This is a genomic window from Chitinophaga sp. (assembly GCF_039596135.1).
Taxonomy (GTDB): Bacteria; Bacteroidota; Bacteroidia; order Chitinophagales; family Chitinophagaceae; genus Chitinophaga.
In genome coordinates, this window is record NZ_JBCNKH010000039.1 from 33,758 (window position 1) to 54,644 (window position 20,887).

Sequence of the window (20,887 nt, forward strand, 5' to 3'; positions counted from 1 at the left end):
GGTTATAACAAATTACTTATATATTAAAATAAAGGCGCCGGCAATGCCGGCGCCTTTTACATTTATTTACTTTTGAGCAGGATCCTCCCGGAAGTGAGCCCTTTGGCCTGCACTTCCACTACGATCTCCCCTGCCTGTTCTTTTGACTGGACAATGGTGGTCAACTCCCCGTTGAAAACATGCATCCGGGGAAGATGAAATAACTCAAGAGAAGTAGGATCTCCATTGGCCACTGCTTTAAAACTACCTGCGCCTGACACTGTAAAGGTGACCAACCGCTGATCTGCCGGGCAAAGATTCCCTTCCTTATCTGTTATTTTTACCCGTATATATGCCAGGTCCTTTCCATCAGCAGCTATCGTATCTCTATTCGCCTCCAGCACTATGTGATGTGGTTTTCCTGCAGTACGTACCACCTTTTCTGCTGCCGCTTTTCCATTTTCATCATAGGCGACTACCTTTATTTCGCCCGGTTCGTATACGGCATTCATCCACATTAACCGGTAGCGGTTTTGTGTAGTTGAATCATTTTTGAACCGCCTGCCATAGCTTTTGCCATTAATGAATAACTCGGCCGCAGGATAACTGCTATAAGCAAATACAGGCGTTACCTGCCCCTCACGACCCGGCCAGGTCCAATGTGGCAGTACATGCAGCGTAGGTACTTTTTTATTCCAGACACTCCTGTACAGGTAATAACGATCTTTGGGAATAGATGCCAGGTCTATAATGCCGAACATAGAACTATGATTAGGCCAGCCATCCACATCATAAGGCGAAGGCTCCCCTAAATAGTCAAAACCTGTCCATACAAACTGGCCTATAGACCACTCATTATCTTCCGCCATTGCCAGATCTTCGTCCGGCAGGTTTGACCAGGAGCAATATTCAAAGTCGTAAGCTGAAGACTGGTGATCTGTATACACCGCATCCGCTTTTTTCTCCACAGGAAACTTGTATACACCCCGGGAACTTACTGTGGAAGAAGTTTCTGTGCCCAACACCAGGTTTTGCGGCAGCTTTGCATAGGCTTCTTTATAACGGTATACCCTATAGTTAAATCCCGGAATATCCAGCATAGCAGCAAAGCCATTGTTCAGTACACAGCTTACCTGGTCCATGCCACAGGTGACGGGTCTGGAAGGATCTTCCCGATGACAGATCTCCTGCAGAAAGGAGGCCACCTTGTATCCACCAGGACTACATTGTGTAGGCACCTCATTCCCAATACTCCACATCACCACAGCCGGATCATTGCGGTAATGACGCAACATATTGACCATATCTTTCTCTGCCCATTCTGCAAAGAAGCGATGATACCCGTTTTCACACTTAGCAATGTCCCATTCATCAAATGGTTCTATCATCATCATAAACCCCATTTCATCGCACAGGGATACCAGTTCAGGAGCTGGCATATTATGCGATGTCCTGATGGCATCACATCCCATCTCTTTTAAGAGTGTGAGCTGATATCGCAATGCTGCTACATTGACAGCAGCCCCCAGCGGCCCAAGGTCATGGTGATTACACACCCCCTGGAACTTGTGTAGCTTCCCGTTCAAAAAGAATCCTTTATCTGCCACAAACCGGATATCACGTATCCCAAAACGGGTGGTATAAGTATCTACCTGCTCCCCATTTATATAGATAACAGACTTCGCTGTATACAAATTGGGCGCTTCGGGAGACCATAATGCCGGCGCGTTGACAATAAAGTTTTGTTCAAACGGTTTACCATGCGTTACTTTCTGGATATTCTCTTTTTTAGCAACGGACTCTCCTTTTGCATTGAGTATTTCTGTGATGATCTTAATATCTGCATCTCCCCCATTGTCAATCGTTATTTTAAGATTCACAGCAGCATATGCGTCGGAAACGTAGGGAGTAGTGATATAGGTGCCCCATACAGGTACATGCACTTTACGGGTAGCTATCACATGCACATTCCTGTACAAACCTGCTCCGGGATACCATCTTGAAGACTGTGGCTTATTTTCTAATCTCACAGCAAGCAGGTTATTGTGTCCATCAGCCGTTAAATAAGGCGTCACATCTACAGAGAAAGAATTGTATCCATTCGGCCAGAAACAGGCTTCCTTTCCGTTCACATATACCCGGGCTTCGCTCATCGCACCATCAAACAACAGGGATACGGTAGTGCCTGCAGGTACATCAAAATGGGTACGATACCACCCAACACCTGTATAAGGCAAGCCACCCGTTCTACCCGTCTTCGTGCTGGCAACCGTTTCTCCATTCTGCTTCACTGCCACTTTCTGCAGGTCATTATTGCGATCAAAAGGACCGTATATTGCCCAGTCATGAGGTACGGACACAGTTTGCCAGTCTTTATCGTTAAAGGTTTGCTCCATGGCCCCCGATGGATCGCTTTGGATAAACTGCCAGTTCTTTTGCAGCAAAAATTCCTGCCGGTCCTGTGCCTGTATGCAATTTGAGATCAGCACAAATAGCAGGCACCATCGTTTAATCATCATATCGTCTGTTTATTTAAATGCATCCAGGGCTTCAGTGGGTTTGCCTGAGTCGTCGAATGCGCCCATCGTGTAGTTTTTCCAGGCACCATATGCCTCTGGTTCCCAGTAAAATATACCCAATACTTTGTTGTTGGCAATGGACTTTGATTTTGTAATCAGGTCAGCCAGGAAACTTTTGGTAGCTGCTGCCTGCTCCTGGTCCATGCCCACTTCGCAGATCATCACCTCAGAACCATAACGGGATATCATATCCTGCATATTTTCGTAACAAGCTGTATTCAATGCAGACCAGTTATCTTTAGTAGGATACAGGGACATCCCGATTACATCCCATTTTGCTCCATTGGCTTTCAACCCATCAAACAACCATCTGAACAAAGAATTATCATTTCCGTTCTGCAGGTGCACAATCACTTTAGCTGCCGGAAAGATCGCTTTCACTGCATCATAACCGGCATTGGTCAGTGCAGCGTAATTGGCCATATTTGTAGCTGCCTTTCCATCGTCCCACAGCATACCATTGCCGGTTTCGTTCCCTACCTGTACCCATTCAGGTGTAATGCCTTTCTCTTTTAACAGGGAAAGCACTGCTGTGGTATGATCAGCCACCGCTGTTTTCAATTCATCAAAACTCTTGCCGGACCATGCGGCTGGTTTGGTTTGCTGACTAGGATCAGCCCAGCTATCGCTATAATGGAAATCGATCATGATACGCATACCCAGGCTATGTGCACGATAAGCTTTTACCAGCAGATCATTTTTATTACACCAGCCATCTGAAGGATTGACCCACACCCGCAGGCGTACTGCATTCGCACCCAGCGTTTGCAATAACCGGATGCCTTCCATTTCTGTGCCTGCAGCATTGTAGAATTTCTTTCCGGATGCTTCCATCTCGGTGATCCAGCTTACGTCTGCACCTTTGGCAAATCCCGAAGTATCTGTTGCTGTAGTTGTAGCGCCGTCGTCCTTATTGCATGCTAACAGCAACAGTATCGCTACTAATATCCTTATGTTCCTCATTCTACTGAATATTTAAATTTATGTGGATCGCTCAGGTCCAGCTTCAATGTGTAGGTGCCTACTTTTGTATATGGAAACCCATTTGCATCGGCAGTATATAATGTACATACCCCTTCTTCATCACTAGTGCCAAAGAACCAGCTCCAGCTTTGATTGATCAGCACTTTGATGCCCCATTGCTCTGCAGCAGTAGTAGTGATACTCGCTGTCCATACCTTGTTGGCAGCATCGTACGTCATAGGTGTGGCTGTAGTACTCCAGCTATTAAAGTCGCCCACTACGCTGAGCGAAGTGACTACTGTTTCACTCCACGTGAGCGTATTTGTATTGGCTGCTATATAAAGGTAGCCGCCATTAGACGTCCACAAATTCCAGTGATCGCTGCCAGCTGATAAAACGTATTGGTTGCCATCTGCAGGATAGCTGCCGTAGATTACAGAAGCGCTGTTACTTTCTTCGTTCGTAAGCAGGAAATTGTACCACTGGTCTACTTTTACAAACCCGTCATACTTTCCGTCTTTATTCCTGGCACAGAGTTTCCAGGGAAAAGAGGTGAGATCGGTACTCGCCATATATAAATAAGCGGCATCGCTCACTGCTGCATAAGGTGTGATGCTGATCGCAATTACATTGCTGTAATTGGCAGCTGTATTGGCAGTCAGGGTAGATTTTACACGTACGTACACGGTGCCACTTTCACCTGCCGTCAACCCAAACCCAAGTACTAAAGTATTCAATGTAGCGGAGGTATAAGAGATGGATGCACCGGTCACTGCCACTTCTTTTTTGATACTGCTAAAATTTGCATCCAATGCATACTGCACGGTAGTTGATATAAGAGACTCTTCTACCGCATAGCCATTAGAGACGCTTAATTTTCCTGCATCCCACACGAGTTGTAATACAACACTATCTTTTGCAGACTGTGACAAGGCCAATTGTGTGGCAGTGGCAGTCAGGGTAGCATCTTCAAAACCGGAAAGCACTGGCTGTGCCCCCTCCTTTTTACAACTGGCAAAAAGGAATATACTCAGTATATAGCAAACTATTTTTTTCATGGAACGTGTATTTGAGATTAGTAGCCTGTGTTTTGAACCAGATTAGGATTTGAAGCCAGATCAGTTGATGGAATCGGGTACAGGTTATACTTTGTATCAACAGCCTGCCCGTTCACAACACCACCTTTCCATTGCCATAAATAATCTCCACCGGCGAACTTGCCAAAGCGGATCAGGTCTGTACGACGGGTACACTCCCAGAACAGTTCGCGGCCGCGTTCTGCCAAAATGAAGTCGAGTGTTAAAGTAGAAGCGTTAACATCACCTGAAGTATTCTGATAGGCACGTTCACGAATCAGGTTTACATAGTTCACCGCACTACCAATAGAACCACCGGTACCACCTCTCAATACTGCTTCTGCATACATCAGGTATACATCTGCCAGGCGGAACATGGGGAAGTCAGTATTTACCAGCCCACCATCTGTTGTATAACTACCATCATCATTCAGGTTGGTGAACTTAACGATAGAGAGGCCCTGGCTGGAAGATGATGGATCGTCTACATTGAGGGTTTGGCCATCCGTCCAGAAATCACCACGTATATCAGTTTGCCCGGTTGTATCCGGGAACAGATTCACAAACTCCCTGAGTGTGCGTATGCTGGCCCATCCTGATACTACGCCATAGTCGGGTGCTTTCATCGTGCCTACAATAGGACCATTTACCAGGTAAGTAGTGGAGCCCCAGGTAGTAGTATTGACTACATCTGCCTCAATAGGGAAGATGATCTCATTTGCCGTACGCTTGTCATTATCACCATTGAACAGTTTTTTATAGTTAGACTCCAGGGCATAACCACCGGCAATCACTTTGTTACAATAGGTGAGGCAGTTAGTGTAATCTGCGGCACCGGTATATACCGCGGCATTCAGGTAGTTCCTTGCCAGCAGTGTCCATGCTGCTGCTCTGCTCACTCTGCCGTATTCATTTTGCAGTGGTGCCGGCAGTACTTCTTCTATATCCTGCAACTCAGACTGGATATAGGCATACAGGTCAGCTCTCTTGATGCGGGGTGGAGTGTAAGCACCCACTTTATCTGTTTCCGTTACAAAGGGGACATTGCCATACAGGTCCATCGCATGTGTATAGGCCAATGCACGCAGAAAACGGGCTTCTGCCCTGAACACTTTCAGCGTGGCCTGATCTGATTCAGAAAAGGAAGCGATCTTTTCATCTGTTGCATTTCTCAGGAACTCATTACAGAGTGCCACGGTATAGTATATGCGGTAATACATGGCACTTACCCAGGTGTCTGACGCGCCCCAGGTCATGTATTGTATATCCGTGAGGTTATCTCCACCGGCCCAGGTATATACCACTTCGTCAGTGGGTATTTCCTGCAGGTTGAAATATACCCTTAAATATCCCCAGGATGCTGTACTACTTGCCATATCGGCATTGCCATCTCCTTTTTCAATACCTGCCACTGCAAATGCGGAGTAAAGTTTGGCCAGTACGGATTTATAATTAGCAAGACTGGTGTATACAGATTCAGACGTTGCTTCTACACTGGGTACCTGGTTCAGATCCTTGGTACAGGATGCTAACACGGTGATCAGTAATATGCAGGATAATATCTTTTTCATAGACGTTAGAACTCAAGGTTAATATTGATGGAATAAGTACGTGGACGGGGATAGAATGCGCTTTCATATCCATTGGTCACCTCTGGATCCTGTCCGGTGTATTTGGTAATGGTGAATACATTCTGCGCAATGGCGCCAATGCGCATATTCACATGCTTTACTACTTTTCCAAGGTTATAAGCGACAGACATATTATCCATTCTCAGGAAAGAGGCATTCTCTACATAATAGTCTGAGTAATACTGGCGGGTCTGAAAACCTGTTTTCAGGTAATCTTTATGCAGGTTGTTCAGCGCAGCATCTACATATTGCACGGTTTCCCAGGCGCTCAGGCTCATTTTTGTATTGTTGTATACATAGTTGCCTATGTTTGCGCGCATGGTGAACCCGGCAGACCATTTTTTGTAAGTGGCTTGTGTGTTGAAGCCCAGCAGCCAGGTTGCAGCAGGAGAATGGTAACGGTACAGGTCACTTTCGTTGATCACACCATCTTTGTTCAGATCAGCATACACGCCTTCCAGCGGCTTTCCTGCCTTGTCGTATACCTGTTTGTATACGTAGAACATATTGGGCTGGTAGCCTGGTGTAAGGATCTGTATCCCCCTGCCGGCCACGGAAGGCCCTGCATAAGTGCCCACTGTATTAGCACCCTGTACCAGGGAAATGTTGGTCACTTTTGTATGCTGATTGGTGGCGTTGAAATTCACGTCCAGTTTGAAATCACGCGTACTGATCGGGGTAGTATTGAGCTGGAATTCAAATCCCCTGCTTTCAATATTACCCACATTGGTGGTAGCTGTCTGGTCAAAGTTAGTACCAGCAGGTACTGATACATTTGCCAGCAGGTCGTAGGTTTTGCGGGTGTAATATTCAATTGAACCGGAAATCCTGTTGTTTAAAAATCCAAAGTCTAATCCATAGTTAAATGCCTTTGTCGTTTCCCACTTCAGATCGTATACATAGACTGACGGTCTGTATACATACAAATATTCATCCCCAAAGCGATATTGTGCATAACTGTTCCCCTGTTGATACACAGACAGGTAGCTATAGTTGCCTATACCATCCTGTTGCCCGGTTACACCATAACTGGCCCTTAATTTTAAGTTGTTCAGCACCTTGTTGTATTTCAGGAAATTTTCTTCTGTTACATTCCAGGCTACTGCTACTGAAGGGAAAGTACCCCATCTGTTCTCAGGGCTAAAGCGGGAGGTACCATCTCTTCTGATAGTTCCCGTAATCATGTATTTGGATAATAACGTATAGTTCACTCTTCCATAATAAGACAGCAGTACATGTCTTTCATCTGTAGCTTTGGCTGTAGATTGTAGCTCCCCTTTTTCATTGTAATAGGTGATAGCAGGGCTTTTGGCACTCCAGTTCTGGTAATCATACCCGGCAGTGGCATCAAAGCGGTGGGTATTGTTAATGTTCTTAGCGTAGTTCAGATAGCCTGTGAACAATTTGTTTTTCAGCGTCTGGGAGTAAGTATTATTAGATCCGCCCACACTATAGCCATCTGCAGAGGATGCAGGAATATATACAGAACCCTCCCCTTTACTATAATCGTAACCCAGGGTAACATGGGCTTTCAGGTCAGGCAGAAAATGGAATCTATAATCCGCATCAAAGTTGCCGATACTTCTATACACATCACTTTTCCGCTTTTCCTGCTCTAATAATCCTACAGGGTTCCGGTTAGCGCCTGTAGCAGGTACGCCACTGTTGTCAAGACTTTCATAAAAACCACCATAGGCTGATTTACCAGAGTATACAGGTTGTGTGGGATTGAAGGCAACAGAAGACCAGATAGCATCTGTATTGGCAAACCTGTTATTATTGGCAGCCCCTTTCAGGTTGAGGGTCAGGTTCAAATGTTTGTCGAAGAAGCTCGGTGTAACTACCAGTGAACCGGTGAAACGTTGCGTCTTATCTGTCCGCAGGTTACCATCCTGGTTGTAATAGCCTGCTGATGCACGGAAAGGAATTGATTTGGCTATTTTACCTGTCACGCCCAGGTTATTATCAGTACCCATTGCATTCTTAAATACCTGTTTCTGCCAGTCAGTATTACTACTGCCTAAGAGCGCTTTTTGTGCGTCGGTACCTTCTGCATTTATCACATCTCTGAACTGCGCTGGCGACATCATATCTGCTACATTCTTCCTTTGCTGCAAAGTGACAACGGATGAGAAGTTGAGCTTCAGCTGATCTCCTTTCCCTTTTTTAGTGGTGATCATCAATACCCCATTAGATGCCCTGGAACCATAGATAGCAGTAGAAGCTGCATCTTTCAGTACGGTAATGCTTTCAATATCATTTGGGTTGATCATGCTTAAGAAGTTGTCTGTATTGCCGCTGATACCGCCTGTTTCCAATGGCACACCATCCAATACAATCAGGGGTGCATTGCTGGCACTTAAAGAAGCGCCACCACGTATGCGGATAGTACTACCAGCAGTGGGAGAACCTCCATTGGTCATAATCTGCACACCAGAAGATTTGCCACTGATCAGCTGTTCAGAAGAACCCACTAACCCGGGGTTAAACTCTTTGCTGCTGATGCTGACAGCGGAACCTGTCATATCTTTTTTAGTCTTGGTACCATAGCCGATCACGACTATTTCATCCAGTTTTTTGTCTTCAAAAGACATCACTACATGCACGGTATCTCCCTCTGCTTTCACTACCTTTTTAGCAGCACCTATGTAGGTGAATTCCAGTACATCTTTTCCTTCAGGCAGATGTATTGTAAACCCTCCGGCAGCATCGGTAAGCGTGCTGGTGCTGGTACCGCTTACTAATACGGATACCCTTTCAAGAGGTTTTCCACCTTCGTCGGTCACAATACCTTTTACGGTACGGCTTTGCCCCTGGGCATGCACTCCCAGGCTGCTAATCACCATGCATAGGCAGAATAGGAATTTGCGGAAAATTGATTTCTTCATATTGTGGAATTAAAAATTTTAAACGATCTGTTTATTCCAGCCAGATTGCTCCTATGTCTATCGAAGCATTATCAGGCACCCTGTCTGATGTGGAAATGTTTAGTGTTTCAATTTTGTGAATGTTAAAGTCAATGTTGGTTTTTGGTACAAAATACCGGTTCATAAAAACCGGGTATGGACGAGGTAGTAAAGCTGTACTATCCTGTACCAGCGCAGTAACCGGTATCTTATACAAATGCTCATTATTGTTTAATGAAATGTGATGTGAATAAGTGTACCCATCTGTTGTAATAAATCCAATATTTAGTTCTGTTAATGTTGTTGCCGGAATATATACACACAGGAATTTTGTCTCTTGCAATTGTCTGTCTCTGTTGATATGTTTTCTCCAAAAAAAGCGGGCGTCATTATCTTTTACATGCAGGGTATATCGATGTACAATTGCTTCCCACGGCCGTTCTCTGTGGAGTTCAGCCTGTATAAAGGATTTGTCAGAGAGAGAATAATATTCCAGTTCCCCATGCAATATGACAGGTGCTGTTGGTGATGTAATGCCCGTTTCCCAATATTTTGTGACAGTGAAGTCCCAATCTAAAGGAGCCCCCTTTTCATTTTGAGGAAATGTGTAGCTATTGCCGTTATTAAATACAGTGATAGTGTATTTTAAATCTTTGCTTTTTATCATACTGGCAGGAATAGTTCCCTGATAGGTATAACCGTGTGCTCTTTGCAAATGGATATAAGGATTGTGATCAGACCAGAAAGACACATGATCTGTTTGCAATATTACAGAGTCGGGAAAAGTAGGTCCTACTATATCTGCTTCGACTAATATATTTTGGTCACTTGCGGCCGTGGTCAGTGGAGTATGCACTACGGTGAACTGTTTTTGTTGTGCAGGTGGTGCTACGAACTCACCCAGTTTAATATGCTCCCATTCAGTAGCAGCAGACCATCGCCGGGTATCTTCCTTCATCAGCAAATAAACACCGGGACTGACGTTAAAAGCCCCATTTTCGGCGATGGTATCTCTTTCGGAGTGGAGGTTCCTGATAATAAAATGGGCCCCCAGGTCTGGCAATTGCAATTGCATCGGCCATTTGTTCCATGCAATGCTTACCACCTCCTTTTTTGGAGCTGGCCGTGCAAAGGGATCTGACACCTGTATTGCATCAGGCATTACCTCTAATCGCCACACACCATTTTCCAGTTTGTCCAGGAAATAAGCACCAGTGCCTTCATACTTAATTACAGGCGAATTGCCATAACCGGCAATCGTTGTAAGCTGTGCGGGTGCTACTGGCTGGATGGTCGTATTGTTAGAATAAAAGTATTGCTGCGGGCTATTGAGCAGGCTAAGATCCTGCTGGTAACTAACCAGGAAATTGCCAAAAACAGTATCAGCAGGAAAGGAAGGGAATTGTTCCCCACGTTTTACATCCTTTGCCACTGCTGCAGCTATTTTCATACTCAGGGCCTTCCTGGGTGTATAGGCAAGGTTTAAATAATGCGTCTGGTATTCAGTATTATAGGCCGCAATATCGATGGGGTCATAAGCAAACTGGGTGATCCACTGGAAGCCCTGTGAGCGGAACGTCCGGGTCATAGCCGGGTACATATAACTATAAGTGATATCTGCCGGATCGAATTCATAAATGGCTTTGGCCTTTGTGTCAAATCCTTTTTCGTTGGAGAAAGGGATGTTGTACTGGTCTACATAAGGCAGAAAATTCCCCTTTCTCGTATGACCAGCTACCAGGCCAGTAGGATACCATTGATAGGTAGTACCCTGAATATCAGATGCATAGTAAGCTCCTACATGCTCCCGGTTATGACTTACATTATAGAATATTGGTTTTTTGTTGCCTGTTGCCTTGATAACCGCCACCATTTCGCCGATATACTTTTTAGTCAGCGCCGGGTCTTCTACATGGCAGGGTTCATTATTGATTTCAAAACCTACGATTGCCGGATCCTCTTTGTAAGCTTTTCCTGTGTACGGATTCACGTGCGTCAGCAACTGCCGGATATAGGTTTGTTGCGCAGCAATGGCTTTGGGATTCTTATGTACATCACATTTGTCATATAAATAGGAAAAACCACCAGTAGGCTCATTCTTTTCGGGGTAGCCATTCCCAAAATTGGTCATACAGGTGATCAGCACCCTGATTCCCCGTTGCTGTACCCGGGATACCAGGTAGTCGAGGAGATCGAGGTGCTCATTCTGTTGTAACCTTCCTATGGAATCGGTGATCTCTACATCCCATATATGTATCCTATAAGCATTCAGACCAAGACGGGAAAAATGGTATACATCTTTATCAATAGCTGCCTTATGATCTTTTATTGAACGGTAGGCATGTGCAAAAGGGAGGGTATAGTTCACCCCATAAAAGGATGCCTCTTTCTTACTATCCGACCAGCGCATCACCCCAGCTTTATCTACATAGATAATCTGTTGAGCGAACGTGGCTGTAAAATACAAGCACATGCAAAGGAGTGGAATTGCCTTTAGGGACATATATAACCGTATCAGTTTTCGTACGGTTCGAAACTATTTAAGATTCGTTTTTAAGTGCGGCTGATATCGGACATAATAGGATAAAATTCAGACAAAGAGAACATATATTGATTATATATTATTTTTAATGAATTGAGAAGGTGTGAGTCCGAATTCTGCCTGAAAACATTTAGAGAAATAGGAGGCCTCAGAAAATCCGACCATATACATTACCTCGGCCACGGAAAATTTGTTTTGTTGTAACAGCACGGCGGCTTTTTTCATCCGGATGGAACGGATGTATTCTACCGGGGTAAGACTGGTGAGCTGCTTTATTTTGCGGTATAGTTGTTTGGAATTCGTAAAACTTAGCTCACTTAGTACCTGCACATTGAACTGGGGATCGTCCATTTTTTCCTCTATGATCTGGGTGATGTCGGAGAGGAACTGCTCGTCCCGGGATAGGGTCTCTTCTTCTTTTGGGTTGGTGAGGGATGAAATACGCAGTTGGTGTTCCATTTCTTCCCGGCGTTTTAGCAGTTGTTCGATCCTTGAGAGCAGGATGGAGATATCAAAGGGTTTGGACATAAAGGCATCGGCCCCCAGGTCTATGCTATCCAGTTCGGTTTTCCGATCGTCTTTTGCGGTTAATAATATAATAGGTATGCTCGCCGTCATGACCTGCTTTTTGAGCTGTTTGGTCATTTCGAGTCCGTCCATTATTGGCATCATGACATCTACAATGATCAGGTCAGGTTGCCATTCGAGGCTGAGGGCTTCCCCTTTTTTGCCATCATGGGCGATTTTGGTTTGGTATTGGGGGGATAATGCCTGTTGCAGGAATTCTGTTATTTCCTGGTTGTCGTCTACGATGAGTACCTTTTTGCCAGTGGCGTTTTGTTCCTTTGGAAGGTGCTGTTCTCCTGAAAAGGTGTTCGGTTCTCCTGAAGGGGTGTTTTGCTCTTCTGAAAGGGCGTTTTGGCTCTCTGGAAGGGCTTTTTCGGGCACTGGCAGGCTGACAGACACTGTAGTGCCCTCTCCTTCTACAGATGCTATCGTTACATATCCACCCAGTTGTTCAGCATAGCTCCTCACCAGGTAAAGACCAATTCCGGAACCTTCCTTGTTCCTGGCTGTAATGGAAGATTTGAAAAAACGCTCAAACACGTATGGCAGGTCGGCAGCCGGAATACCAATACCGGTATCGGTTACTTTTATAACAACGACGTTGTTTTTTTGGGTGATATCCAGGTGGATGGTCCCTCCATCTGGCGTATACCGGCAGGCATTGGACAGCAGGTTGTTGATGATGGCCTCTGTTCGGATCACATCTGTATCAATATAAATTTCTTCCTTATTGCAGGTGAAAGTAAAAGTTACCTGCTTATTGATAAAGGAGTCATACAGCTTTCGGGCAAAGGCAACCAGTTCCAGCTTTGACAGTACCAGGGCGGAGAGCGCACTGCTGTCGGCCCGGTTGAAATTCAGTACCCGGTGAATTAAGCCATTTAACTTCAGCGCATTCTGTTGTATACCTTCGAGTTGTTTCTTTTTCAGGGGACTCCTGGTTTCTGCCAGCATTTGGCTTACAGGCGCCAGAATAAGGCTCAGGGGCGTTTTTAGCTCATGAGAGATATCAGTAAAAAAGTTGATCTTCAGGTTCGTCAGCTCTACCGTCTTTTGCTTTTCGATACGCTCGATCTTGAGATTATGCCTTACCCTGAAGAAATTAATCGCCCAGAGCACCAGTCCTACCACGATCAGGAAGTAGATTGCCTTGGCCAGGTTGGTGTAGTACCAGGGTGGAACAATGGTGATCGACATCTTTAAAGGATTGCTATACGGCTTTCCATATGCATCGAGTTTGCTCACCAACAGGGTATAATGCCCATAACTGAGATTGGTATAGGTGATCAGGTTGCTATTGAGGGGCAGGGTATTCCAGTCATCGTCTATTTGCGTGATTCTGTATACATACCGGGTACCTTCCGGATCTGAATAGCTAAGGTCAGAAACGGAGAAAGCAAGGTTGTTCTGCTCGTGGTTCAGGCGAATCTCCTGCTTGTACCGGATAGATCCAGACAATTTACCGTTGATGTACATGGCGGTGAGGTACAGCTGATTGCCCGCACCAGTGGCAGGTTGTATAGCCGACGAGGCGATTGCCAGTTCATCTGCTCCGCCCAGGTAGACCTCATGCAGGGCTTTGTCGTAATACATGGATGTGAAGGCAGATTGACCACTGTTGAATTGTTGCACCATTGTAGTATTCCTGTCCATCATCCATATACCTTCGCTCGTGGAGATCCAGATATAACCATCCACCTGTTCCATGCTTAAGATCTGGTCGGCTTTGAAAGGAATGGTTTGTAGCTGGCCATCTTTAATCCTGACGATATTGCCCTGGCAGCCGATCCATATTACACCGGCATCATCTGCGATCATATAAGTAGGATGCATGGCTCCTTCCATCACCGTTTCTACCTGGAAGGTATGCGGGTCTATCTTATGCACAGCCCTATTATATATTAATGCCCAGATATTTCCCTGCTGGTCTTTTGTAAGCTGGTTCACGGAATTGCCGGCCAGGCCATTGTGAGCAGCGAGGTTGCGCAGGGCAATATTAGGAGCTCCCGTCAACTTTGACCTGTCTACTACAAAAATCCCTCCCAGGTAGGTAGCTATCCATAGTCTTTGCTGGTCGTCTTCCTGGATGCTATAGGCCCAGTTAGCATTGCGTGACTGGGAGCTGTCGATAATATTGTAATTGACGAATGCTTTTGTATTGCGATCGTACCTGTTGATACCACCATCAGTAGCTACCCATACATTGTTGTTTGCATCTTCAAAGATGTTCCTGATGCGGTTGTGTGAAATAGGCAGGAACTTATCTCCCATCTTATACCAGGCGGATAGTACTTCGTGCCCCCCGGGAGAGCTGGAGCGGATGATACCATTAGTACCGCCCAGCCAGTAATCACCGAAATGATCTTTATAGATATTATAAAACCGGTTACCATCTTTTTCATGGGTGATGTCGAAGATGGGAATGAGCTGCAGGCTGTTCTGGTTTTGCAACAGGGAGATGCCGTAATCGGTACCCAGCCAGATATTGGCTTCTTTGTCGGCAAACAGGGACCAGATAATATTATTGACAATAGAGCCTTTATTGCGGGCGTCATGTACGATATGCTCTAATTGTTCATTGGCAGGAGTGTATATGTAAAACCCGGCGTCGGTTCCTATCAGCAGGTTATTCCTGTTGTCTGTCATCAATGACTTTACAGAGTGATCCTGGAGGATGGGCAGCTTTACTGCCAGGTTGTTTTGAAGATCATAGTAATAGATGCCGCCTTCTGTACCTACCCAGATCCGGTTGCGCACGGTATCTTCAAATAGCGCGTTGACAAAAAGGTTGCTGCGCTTATGGAAGTCGGATAGTGGGATCTGGCGGACCTGTGATTTATCAGATGAAAGGCAATAGAGGCCATTATAGGTGCCAATGAAAATGTCTCCTGCTGCGGTGCGGGTCAGGGAATAGATGGTGTGGTTGGATAGTCCTTTGTATCCAACGCTTTCCAGTTTCTTGTGGGTGACGTTGTATTTAAATAGTCCTTTGAAAGAGCCAATCCATAGGTTATCGTTTTCCAGCAGCAGGGTACGTACGTCGGTGGGGAACTGTATGGGGATGGTTTCATATTCATCTTTCTGGTAGTTGTAAAAGAAGATACCATTTTCCATGGCCAGGCACATCAGTTCTTTGTTGATGACGATGATGTCGTAGACGAAGGTTTTATGGGAGGTGTCGTTGCCAAGGTGGGGTTGAACAGAAAACCCGTCGTAGCTATAGAGGCCATTGTTGGTGCCCAGCCACATGAGGCCAAGGCTATCCTGGGCGAATGCGTTGATGGTGGTTGCTTCCGGCCCGATGGCGATGTTTTTGAATGTATGGTATTGATAGTTCTGGCCCCAAAGTAATTGTACAGACAATATGAGGATGGCTGTACAAATAAATCGATTCAACATAACGGTACAAATGTAGGGGGAAATGCTCAGCTTTCCCATCCACATCAATAGTTTAAAAATGCTTAATTATCGTAACCTGCCTGTAGAACACTAAAAAATTAGCACCTCTTAAGTATACAAATAAGAAAAGAACATCCTCCGATGTTCCTTTCTTATTTGTAGCCGACAGGCAATTTGTCGAACTATTTATAGTCGTTCTTTGCTCGAATTTACCCGTTAAGACACGGAATTTCTGATTTGAAACTATAAAGGCTTAATTATCCAGGCGACTATGCTCCGCCAAATGGCGAGATAACGCTCGCTTTTCCGGTTTTTGTAGCCAGGTATATACTAAAGGGAAATCATTATTGGCCTTTCTGTGGATCGTCTTCCGGGTTTACATAGGTTACACCAGAAGGTCCATAACCCGTTATTTGGACAACCACCGGCTCATTCTTTGTCATTGCAAAATGATTTTGGTCTTTTACTTCCGAATAAACGCTTCCGACAGGCAATTTTTTTAAATCGCTTTGACTAAATACATCTCCATAGCCAAAATACCATGTTCCTGAAACAACACAGCCCATTCTTTCATCAGGGTGCAGGTGAGCCGGAATTTTTGTGTTCGGAGCTACCTTCAACAAAATGGTATAGAGACCCGCTTTGGAAGGGTCGCCATGAATAACGATTACCTGCACGGCGCTTAAGTTGGAAGAGCCCGGAGCTGAAGGCCAGACGGCTTTTACCGCTACAATTTCCTGTGGGGTCATTCTGAGCTGACCGTTTTCTTTGGACTGGCTGTACGAGGCAGTAACAATGCCTGTAAGAACCAGGACAAGGCTTAACTTCAGCACTATGGAATTTATTTTTTTAAGCATACTCTATCAGATATTTAACAGTTAAAGAAAAAATTTGAGAAGGTCACGTTGCACCTGCTCCGTATTTTCCTGAACCAGCCAATGGCCGGATCCTTTGATGATGGATGATTGAACATTCTCAGCCACTAACCGGCAATGATCAGGTAAGAAACTGCCTCCATACTCCCCACCCATCGCGAGGAGGGGCATTTTCAATTTATGCTTCATGAACTGTTGATTATCCAGCGCATCCTGGTTAAAAGCTGCAAACCAGTGGAAGGCGCCGTATGTTGATTTTGGAGTGGCGTAGGCACGTATAAATTCATCTGTTTCCTGTTGTGTAAAAGCATTGTGTACATGTCCTACTACGGGCCAGAAACCTGTCAGGAATTCTTTTTCCTTTCCGGCAACAATATTGGCAGATGCAGGCATGGCAAAGAAACCAAACCACCAGGCTTTGGCTCTCACCTCACTCCATACTGGTTCTATGCCAGGCAGCAATGCATCCAGCAACGCAACTTTTTTTACCTCCTCGCCAAATTGTGCCGCATAGGCGTAAGCAACCATCAGACCGATATCATGGCCAACAAGGTTTATTTTTTTGTAACCCAGCTGTACTATTAAAGCGTGCAGATCCGCAGCTAGTGTTTTCTTGTCATAGCCATTGTCCGGCTTGTCACTTTCACCTAGTCCGGGCATATCAGGAGCGATAACGGTAAAGTGTTTGGACAGCTCTGGCAGCAGCCGGTTCCACATATACCAGTTTTGCCCAAAGCCGTGGATCAGCAACAGTGGGTCACCGGCTCCGCCAATAACATAATGTATATTGATACCATTTACCTTCATTATATCACTTTTGAAGCCTGATGGTGGTTGTGCAGGTTGCACGGGTTGCTTATCTAATGTATCAGATAAGAAAGCAGAAGTTCGGGCATTCACCTGGAGGTTCGCACATACCAGGAGGACGCACATACTTGACAGAAAGAGTATAGATTTCATATCAGTAAAATTTAGCTTGTAATTTGTTCGTTTGTAATTATGATTTTTTTCAGCCTTGTTTTAATAGCTGTTTGCCTGTGATCTTATCCATTCAAGAATATAATGGGCATCTTCTTTCCAGGTGGATTGGCCCAGCACAAAATGGTTACGACCTTTAAACTCTTTGTATTCAGTGATGGAGTTACTGTGTTTATATTTTTTGTAGTTTGAATAATTGAGTGAAGCAGGGATTGTATTGTCATCGCTGCCTGACGTAAGCAACAGCGGCGGGTGTGGACTTTCGAAATTTAACTTTGCAGCACTGGTTATTGTGTCTCTCACAATAAGTTTGGATTCAGGTATGGCAAATTGGTAATATGCTTCTTTTTGCTCCTCACAATCCATTCCGTTGGTAAATGCATACTTCCACTGTGCAAAAGACATAAAGAATGTTTTTTTAGTGGAACTAAAAAATCCGAGCGGCCCCCAACCGGCTTTTAAGAATGAAAGCTTAAATGTAAAAATACCCTGGGGAGGGACAGAATGGATCGCTACACCTAACGAGCCCAATCCTTTTTGCAACAAGAGCTGAACAATCAGGCCGCCTATTGAATGCCCGATTAATACCGGCTTTTCCGGTAAGCCGTTTATGATAGATGCAAAATATTCAGTTAATTCCCTTAGTCTGTTAGAAGCTATCTCTGCATTGGGATGGCTGTTGCGCAACACCTCCGGAGATTTGTTTTTATGCGGCCATGGAGGTACAATAGCTTTATATCCATTGGCTTCAAAATAAGTTTTCCATTTATCCCAGCAGCTGTGATGCACAAAAGCACCTGTAATGAAGACAACCGTTTTTGACTGAGCATTTTTCATAAATCATATTTTCGACGGCGAGTGATGGCTTGTTGTCGCTAAGAAAGTGCCATCCGCATAAATAACTGGTAGTCAGATATTTTAAATCCTTTCGTGAGCGGGCAGACCACGAAATATCGTGGTTCCCCAATGAATACCACGAAGTATAATTGCGTATTTATTTATACCTTTAAAAGGATGTAATTACATTATAAACGGAGTTCCTTACCGGTAGTTTTAACCTGTTGAATCCCAATAATCTATTCTGAACCAAGCTGCCGACAACCGGGCTGTCATTCAATTAAAGAAAATCAGGCTTAATATATGAACCAGTTAGTTCAATGCTGAGACGACTTAAATATACATGTATATTGGCCGGCTTCTTTTTCTCCGCTTTGGCACAGCAGACAAAAGATAACCTGGCCAGCCTGCTATCCCAATTGTCAGAACATAAAGAAGACACGCTTAAGGTAGACCTGTTTTTGTCGGTGAGCGAACATTATTTTTTGAATCCGGCTGGTAATGCAAAATATCTTGACAGTGCGTTATCGTATGTACTTGCTGCCGAAAGACTTGCCAAGTCTTTGCATTATGAACGGGGAACAGGCAAGAGTTATGAGCAGCTTTCGCAAATTCTGCATGTACAAAATAATACAGCCAGGGCGAGACAATTCGCCGATAAAGCCATTGCTATTTTTAAGCAAAACAATTTTTTCCTGGAATTAGGATTCGCCTACTACGATTTATCGGGCTATTATTCGATAAATACCACTGAAGACCTGACCGAAAGAATACGTATAGTAGAGCAATTGGCACTTCCTGCTTTTCAAAAATCGGGAAATAAACTAAAAGAAGCGGATATTCTCAAAGAGTTGGGTGATTTGCTCCAACTCATAGGCAATTACACAAAAGCATTGGTAGTGCTCAACCAATCGCTCCAACTGTACCGGTCACTTGATTATAAAAAGCTGCACGACATTTATAATCTGATGGGTGCTGTTTACAGTGTTACGGGGAATAATGAACTGGCTTTACAATATGGATTGCTGGCAGTGGATGCTGCTGAAAAGAACAATGATACTACCATTCAGCTCGCGAGTATTTTCAAGCGCATCGGTTCCACTTATCGCCGTATGAAAAAATTAGATGCAGCCTATTTATATTTTCAAAAAGGCCTGGTAGTTGCAAAGAAATATGGTAACAATGAGGTTATCGTTTTACTGGCATCCGAAATTTCGAGAACATTGGTAGCATTAAATAAACCATACGAAGCACTCATTGTTTTAAAGGAAGCAAGCCCCAAATGCCCTCCCAACGATATTTATTCTCAACTTTATATTACCGCCAGTTTTTTAATTGCTTATGAAGCATTACAACAATATGATGAGGCACAAAAGTACTGTAACCGGCTATTGGCCATTTCAGCAAAGCTGGATAAATATGAGCCCGATCAGAGTGAGGCGCAATACCCCGTAACAGAGTTTTATCTGGCAACACACCAGTATGATCTGGCACGTAAACATCTTGCCCAAACAGATACTTTTTATAAGGCCATTCAGAGCAGACTGGAATTAAACTACAATCATCTGCTTTGGTTTAAGCTGGATTCAATACAGGGCAACCATCTTTCTGCCATCAAGCATTATCAACAGTATAAGACCTTAAGCGATACCCTGCTGAACGAAACCACAAGTAAGCATATTGAACAACTGCAGGCAGCATATGAAAGTGAGAAAAAAGACAATAATATTAAACTACTCGAAAATGCCGGCAAATTGCAGGAGTCAAGACTTGCACATGCAAACCAAACACGTAACTGGTTTTTGGGCGTTGCTGTATTACTGCTCATCATCACTGGTTTGCTGATAAACAATGTGCGGGTAAAACACCTGTCAAACAGCAAATTAAAAGTTCAGCAAAAGGAAATAGAAAAAAAGAATAGTACCCTGCTCAGGTTAGTCAATGAAAAAGAATGGCTGGTGAAAGAAATACATCACCGCGTAAAGAATAATTTCCATACGGTAGCAGGATTATTGGCAACCCAATCGCAATACTTAATAACGGATGAAGCAATTGCAGCGATGGACGAAAGCCGTCATCGTGTTCATGCAATGTCTCTTATCCATCAGAAATTATATCAGTCCGATACTTTATCTGCTATCAGCATGCCGGCTTATATTCATGAGCTGGCAGACTACTTGCGCGACAGTTTTAATATTGGCCAGTCCATTCAGTTTGTACTACGGATCGAACCGGTTGCATTAGCCTTGTCATATTGCGTTCCCCTGGGCCTGATTTTGAATGAAGCCATCACTAATTCAATTAAATATGCGTTTCCGGATAATAGTAGAAATGGCATGATTGAAATATCACTAAAATCAATTCAGGTAAATCTCTTGCGTTTAACTATCAGTGATAATGGGATTGGATTACCGGCAAATGTTGACATGAGGAATCCCGTTTCAATGGGACTGAAACTGATGCAGGGCTTGAGTGAGGACATAGATGGAAGTTTTAACATCAATGGCTGTAAAGGAACAACCATAACAGTTGAATTTACTTATGACAGCTGAATG

11 protein-coding genes are annotated in these 20,887 nt (G+C 44.4%); 1 reads left to right on the forward strand and 10 read right to left on the reverse strand.

Features of this window, described 5'->3' with window-relative positions; genetic code table 11:
- Positions 1–62 precede the first annotated feature (62 nt).
- The 10 genes from ABDW16_RS20655 to ABDW16_RS20700 form a co-directional block, all read right to left on the reverse strand.
- Positions 63–2,498 (reverse strand): DUF4982 domain-containing protein, encoded by a 2,436-nt coding sequence (locus tag ABDW16_RS20655; protein ID WP_343672356.1) that lies wholly within the window; start codon positions 2,496–2,498, stop codon positions 63–65.
- A 9-nt stretch (positions 2,499–2,507) separates the two neighbouring features.
- Complete coding sequence (locus ABDW16_RS20660; protein ID WP_343672357.1) at positions 2,508–3,521, reverse strand: glycosyl hydrolase 53 family protein; 1,014 nt, start codon at positions 3,519–3,521, stop codon at positions 2,508–2,510.
- Positions 3,518–4,579: a DUF5111 domain-containing protein gene (locus tag ABDW16_RS20665; protein ID WP_343672358.1), complete on the reverse strand. Its 1,062-nt coding sequence runs from the start codon at positions 4,577–4,579 to the stop codon at positions 3,518–3,520. Before ABDW16_RS20665 ends, ABDW16_RS20660 begins: the two co-directional genes overlap by 4 nt.
- Positions 4,580–4,596: 17 nt before the next feature.
- Positions 4,597–6,168: a RagB/SusD family nutrient uptake outer membrane protein gene (locus tag ABDW16_RS20670; protein ID WP_343672360.1), complete on the reverse strand. Its 1,572-nt coding sequence runs from the start codon at positions 6,166–6,168 to the stop codon at positions 4,597–4,599.
- Positions 6,169–6,173: 5 nt separating this feature from the next.
- The gene (locus ABDW16_RS20675) at positions 6,174–9,116 is read right to left on the reverse strand and encodes a TonB-dependent receptor (RefSeq protein WP_343672362.1); all 2,943 of its coding nucleotides are present in this window, start codon (positions 9,114–9,116) and stop codon (positions 6,174–6,176) included.
- 31 nt (positions 9,117–9,147) lie between these two features.
- Positions 9,148–11,607 carry a cellulase family glycosylhydrolase gene (locus ABDW16_RS20680; protein ID WP_343672363.1) on the reverse strand — a complete coding sequence of 820 codons (2,460 nt, stop codon included), beginning with the start codon at positions 11,605–11,607 and terminating at the stop codon, positions 9,148–9,150.
- Positions 11,608–11,748: 141 nt separating this feature from the next.
- A complete protein-coding gene (locus ABDW16_RS20685; RefSeq protein WP_343672364.1) occupies positions 11,749–15,642 on the reverse strand; it encodes a two-component regulator propeller domain-containing protein in 3,894 nt (1,297 codons plus the stop codon).
- Positions 15,643–15,986: 344 nt separating this feature from the next.
- Complete coding sequence (locus ABDW16_RS20690; RefSeq protein WP_343672365.1) at positions 15,987–16,499, reverse strand: cupin domain-containing protein; 513 nt, start codon at positions 16,497–16,499, stop codon at positions 15,987–15,989.
- Positions 16,500–16,520: 21 nt separating this feature from the next.
- Positions 16,521–17,477, reverse strand: a complete 957-nt coding sequence (locus ABDW16_RS20695) for an alpha/beta hydrolase (protein ID WP_343672367.1) — start codon at positions 17,475–17,477, stop codon at positions 16,521–16,523.
- Between the two features lie 60 nt (positions 17,478–17,537).
- Complete coding sequence (locus tag ABDW16_RS20700) at positions 17,538–18,332, reverse strand: alpha/beta hydrolase (RefSeq protein ID WP_343672369.1); 795 nt, start codon at positions 18,330–18,332, stop codon at positions 17,538–17,540.
- Between the two features lie 320 nt (positions 18,333–18,652).
- Here ABDW16_RS20700 and ABDW16_RS20705 point away from each other — a divergent pair, with 320 nt between their 5' ends.
- Entirely contained in the window at positions 18,653–20,884 is a 2,232-nt protein-coding gene (locus ABDW16_RS20705; protein ID WP_343672371.1) for a histidine kinase dimerization/phosphoacceptor domain -containing protein, read from the forward strand.
- Positions 20,885–20,887 lie beyond the last annotated feature (3 nt).

Coding starts and splice junctions, on each gene's coding strand:
- ABDW16_RS20695 (WP_343672367.1), bottom strand. CDS start 17,477: ATGAAATCTATACTCTTTCTGTCAAGTATGTGCGTCCTCCTGGTATGT.
- ABDW16_RS20685 (WP_343672364.1), bottom strand. CDS start 15,642: ATGTTGAATCGATTTATTTGTACAGCCATCCTCATATTGTCTGTACAA.
- ABDW16_RS20690 (WP_343672365.1), bottom strand. CDS start 16,499: ATGCTTAAAAAAATAAATTCCATAGTGCTGAAGTTAAGCCTTGTCCTG.
- ABDW16_RS20705 (WP_343672371.1), top strand. CDS start 18,653: ATGCTGAGACGACTTAAATATACATGTATATTGGCCGGCTTCTTTTTC.
- ABDW16_RS20660 (WP_343672357.1), bottom strand. CDS start 3,521: ATGAGGAACATAAGGATATTAGTAGCGATACTGTTGCTGTTAGCATGC.
- ABDW16_RS20670 (WP_343672360.1), bottom strand. CDS start 6,168: ATGAAAAAGATATTATCCTGCATATTACTGATCACCGTGTTAGCATCC.
- ABDW16_RS20675 (WP_343672362.1), bottom strand. CDS start 9,116: ATGAAGAAATCAATTTTCCGCAAATTCCTATTCTGCCTATGCATGGTG.
- ABDW16_RS20665 (WP_343672358.1), bottom strand. CDS start 4,579: ATGAAAAAAATAGTTTGCTATATACTGAGTATATTCCTTTTTGCCAGT.
- ABDW16_RS20655 (WP_343672356.1), bottom strand. CDS start 2,498: ATGATGATTAAACGATGGTGCCTGCTATTTGTGCTGATCTCAAATTGC.
- ABDW16_RS20700 (WP_343672369.1), bottom strand. CDS start 18,332: ATGAAAAATGCTCAGTCAAAAACGGTTGTCTTCATTACAGGTGCTTTT.
- ABDW16_RS20680 (WP_343672363.1), bottom strand. CDS start 11,607: ATGTGCTTGTATTTTACAGCCACGTTCGCTCAACAGATTATCTATGTA.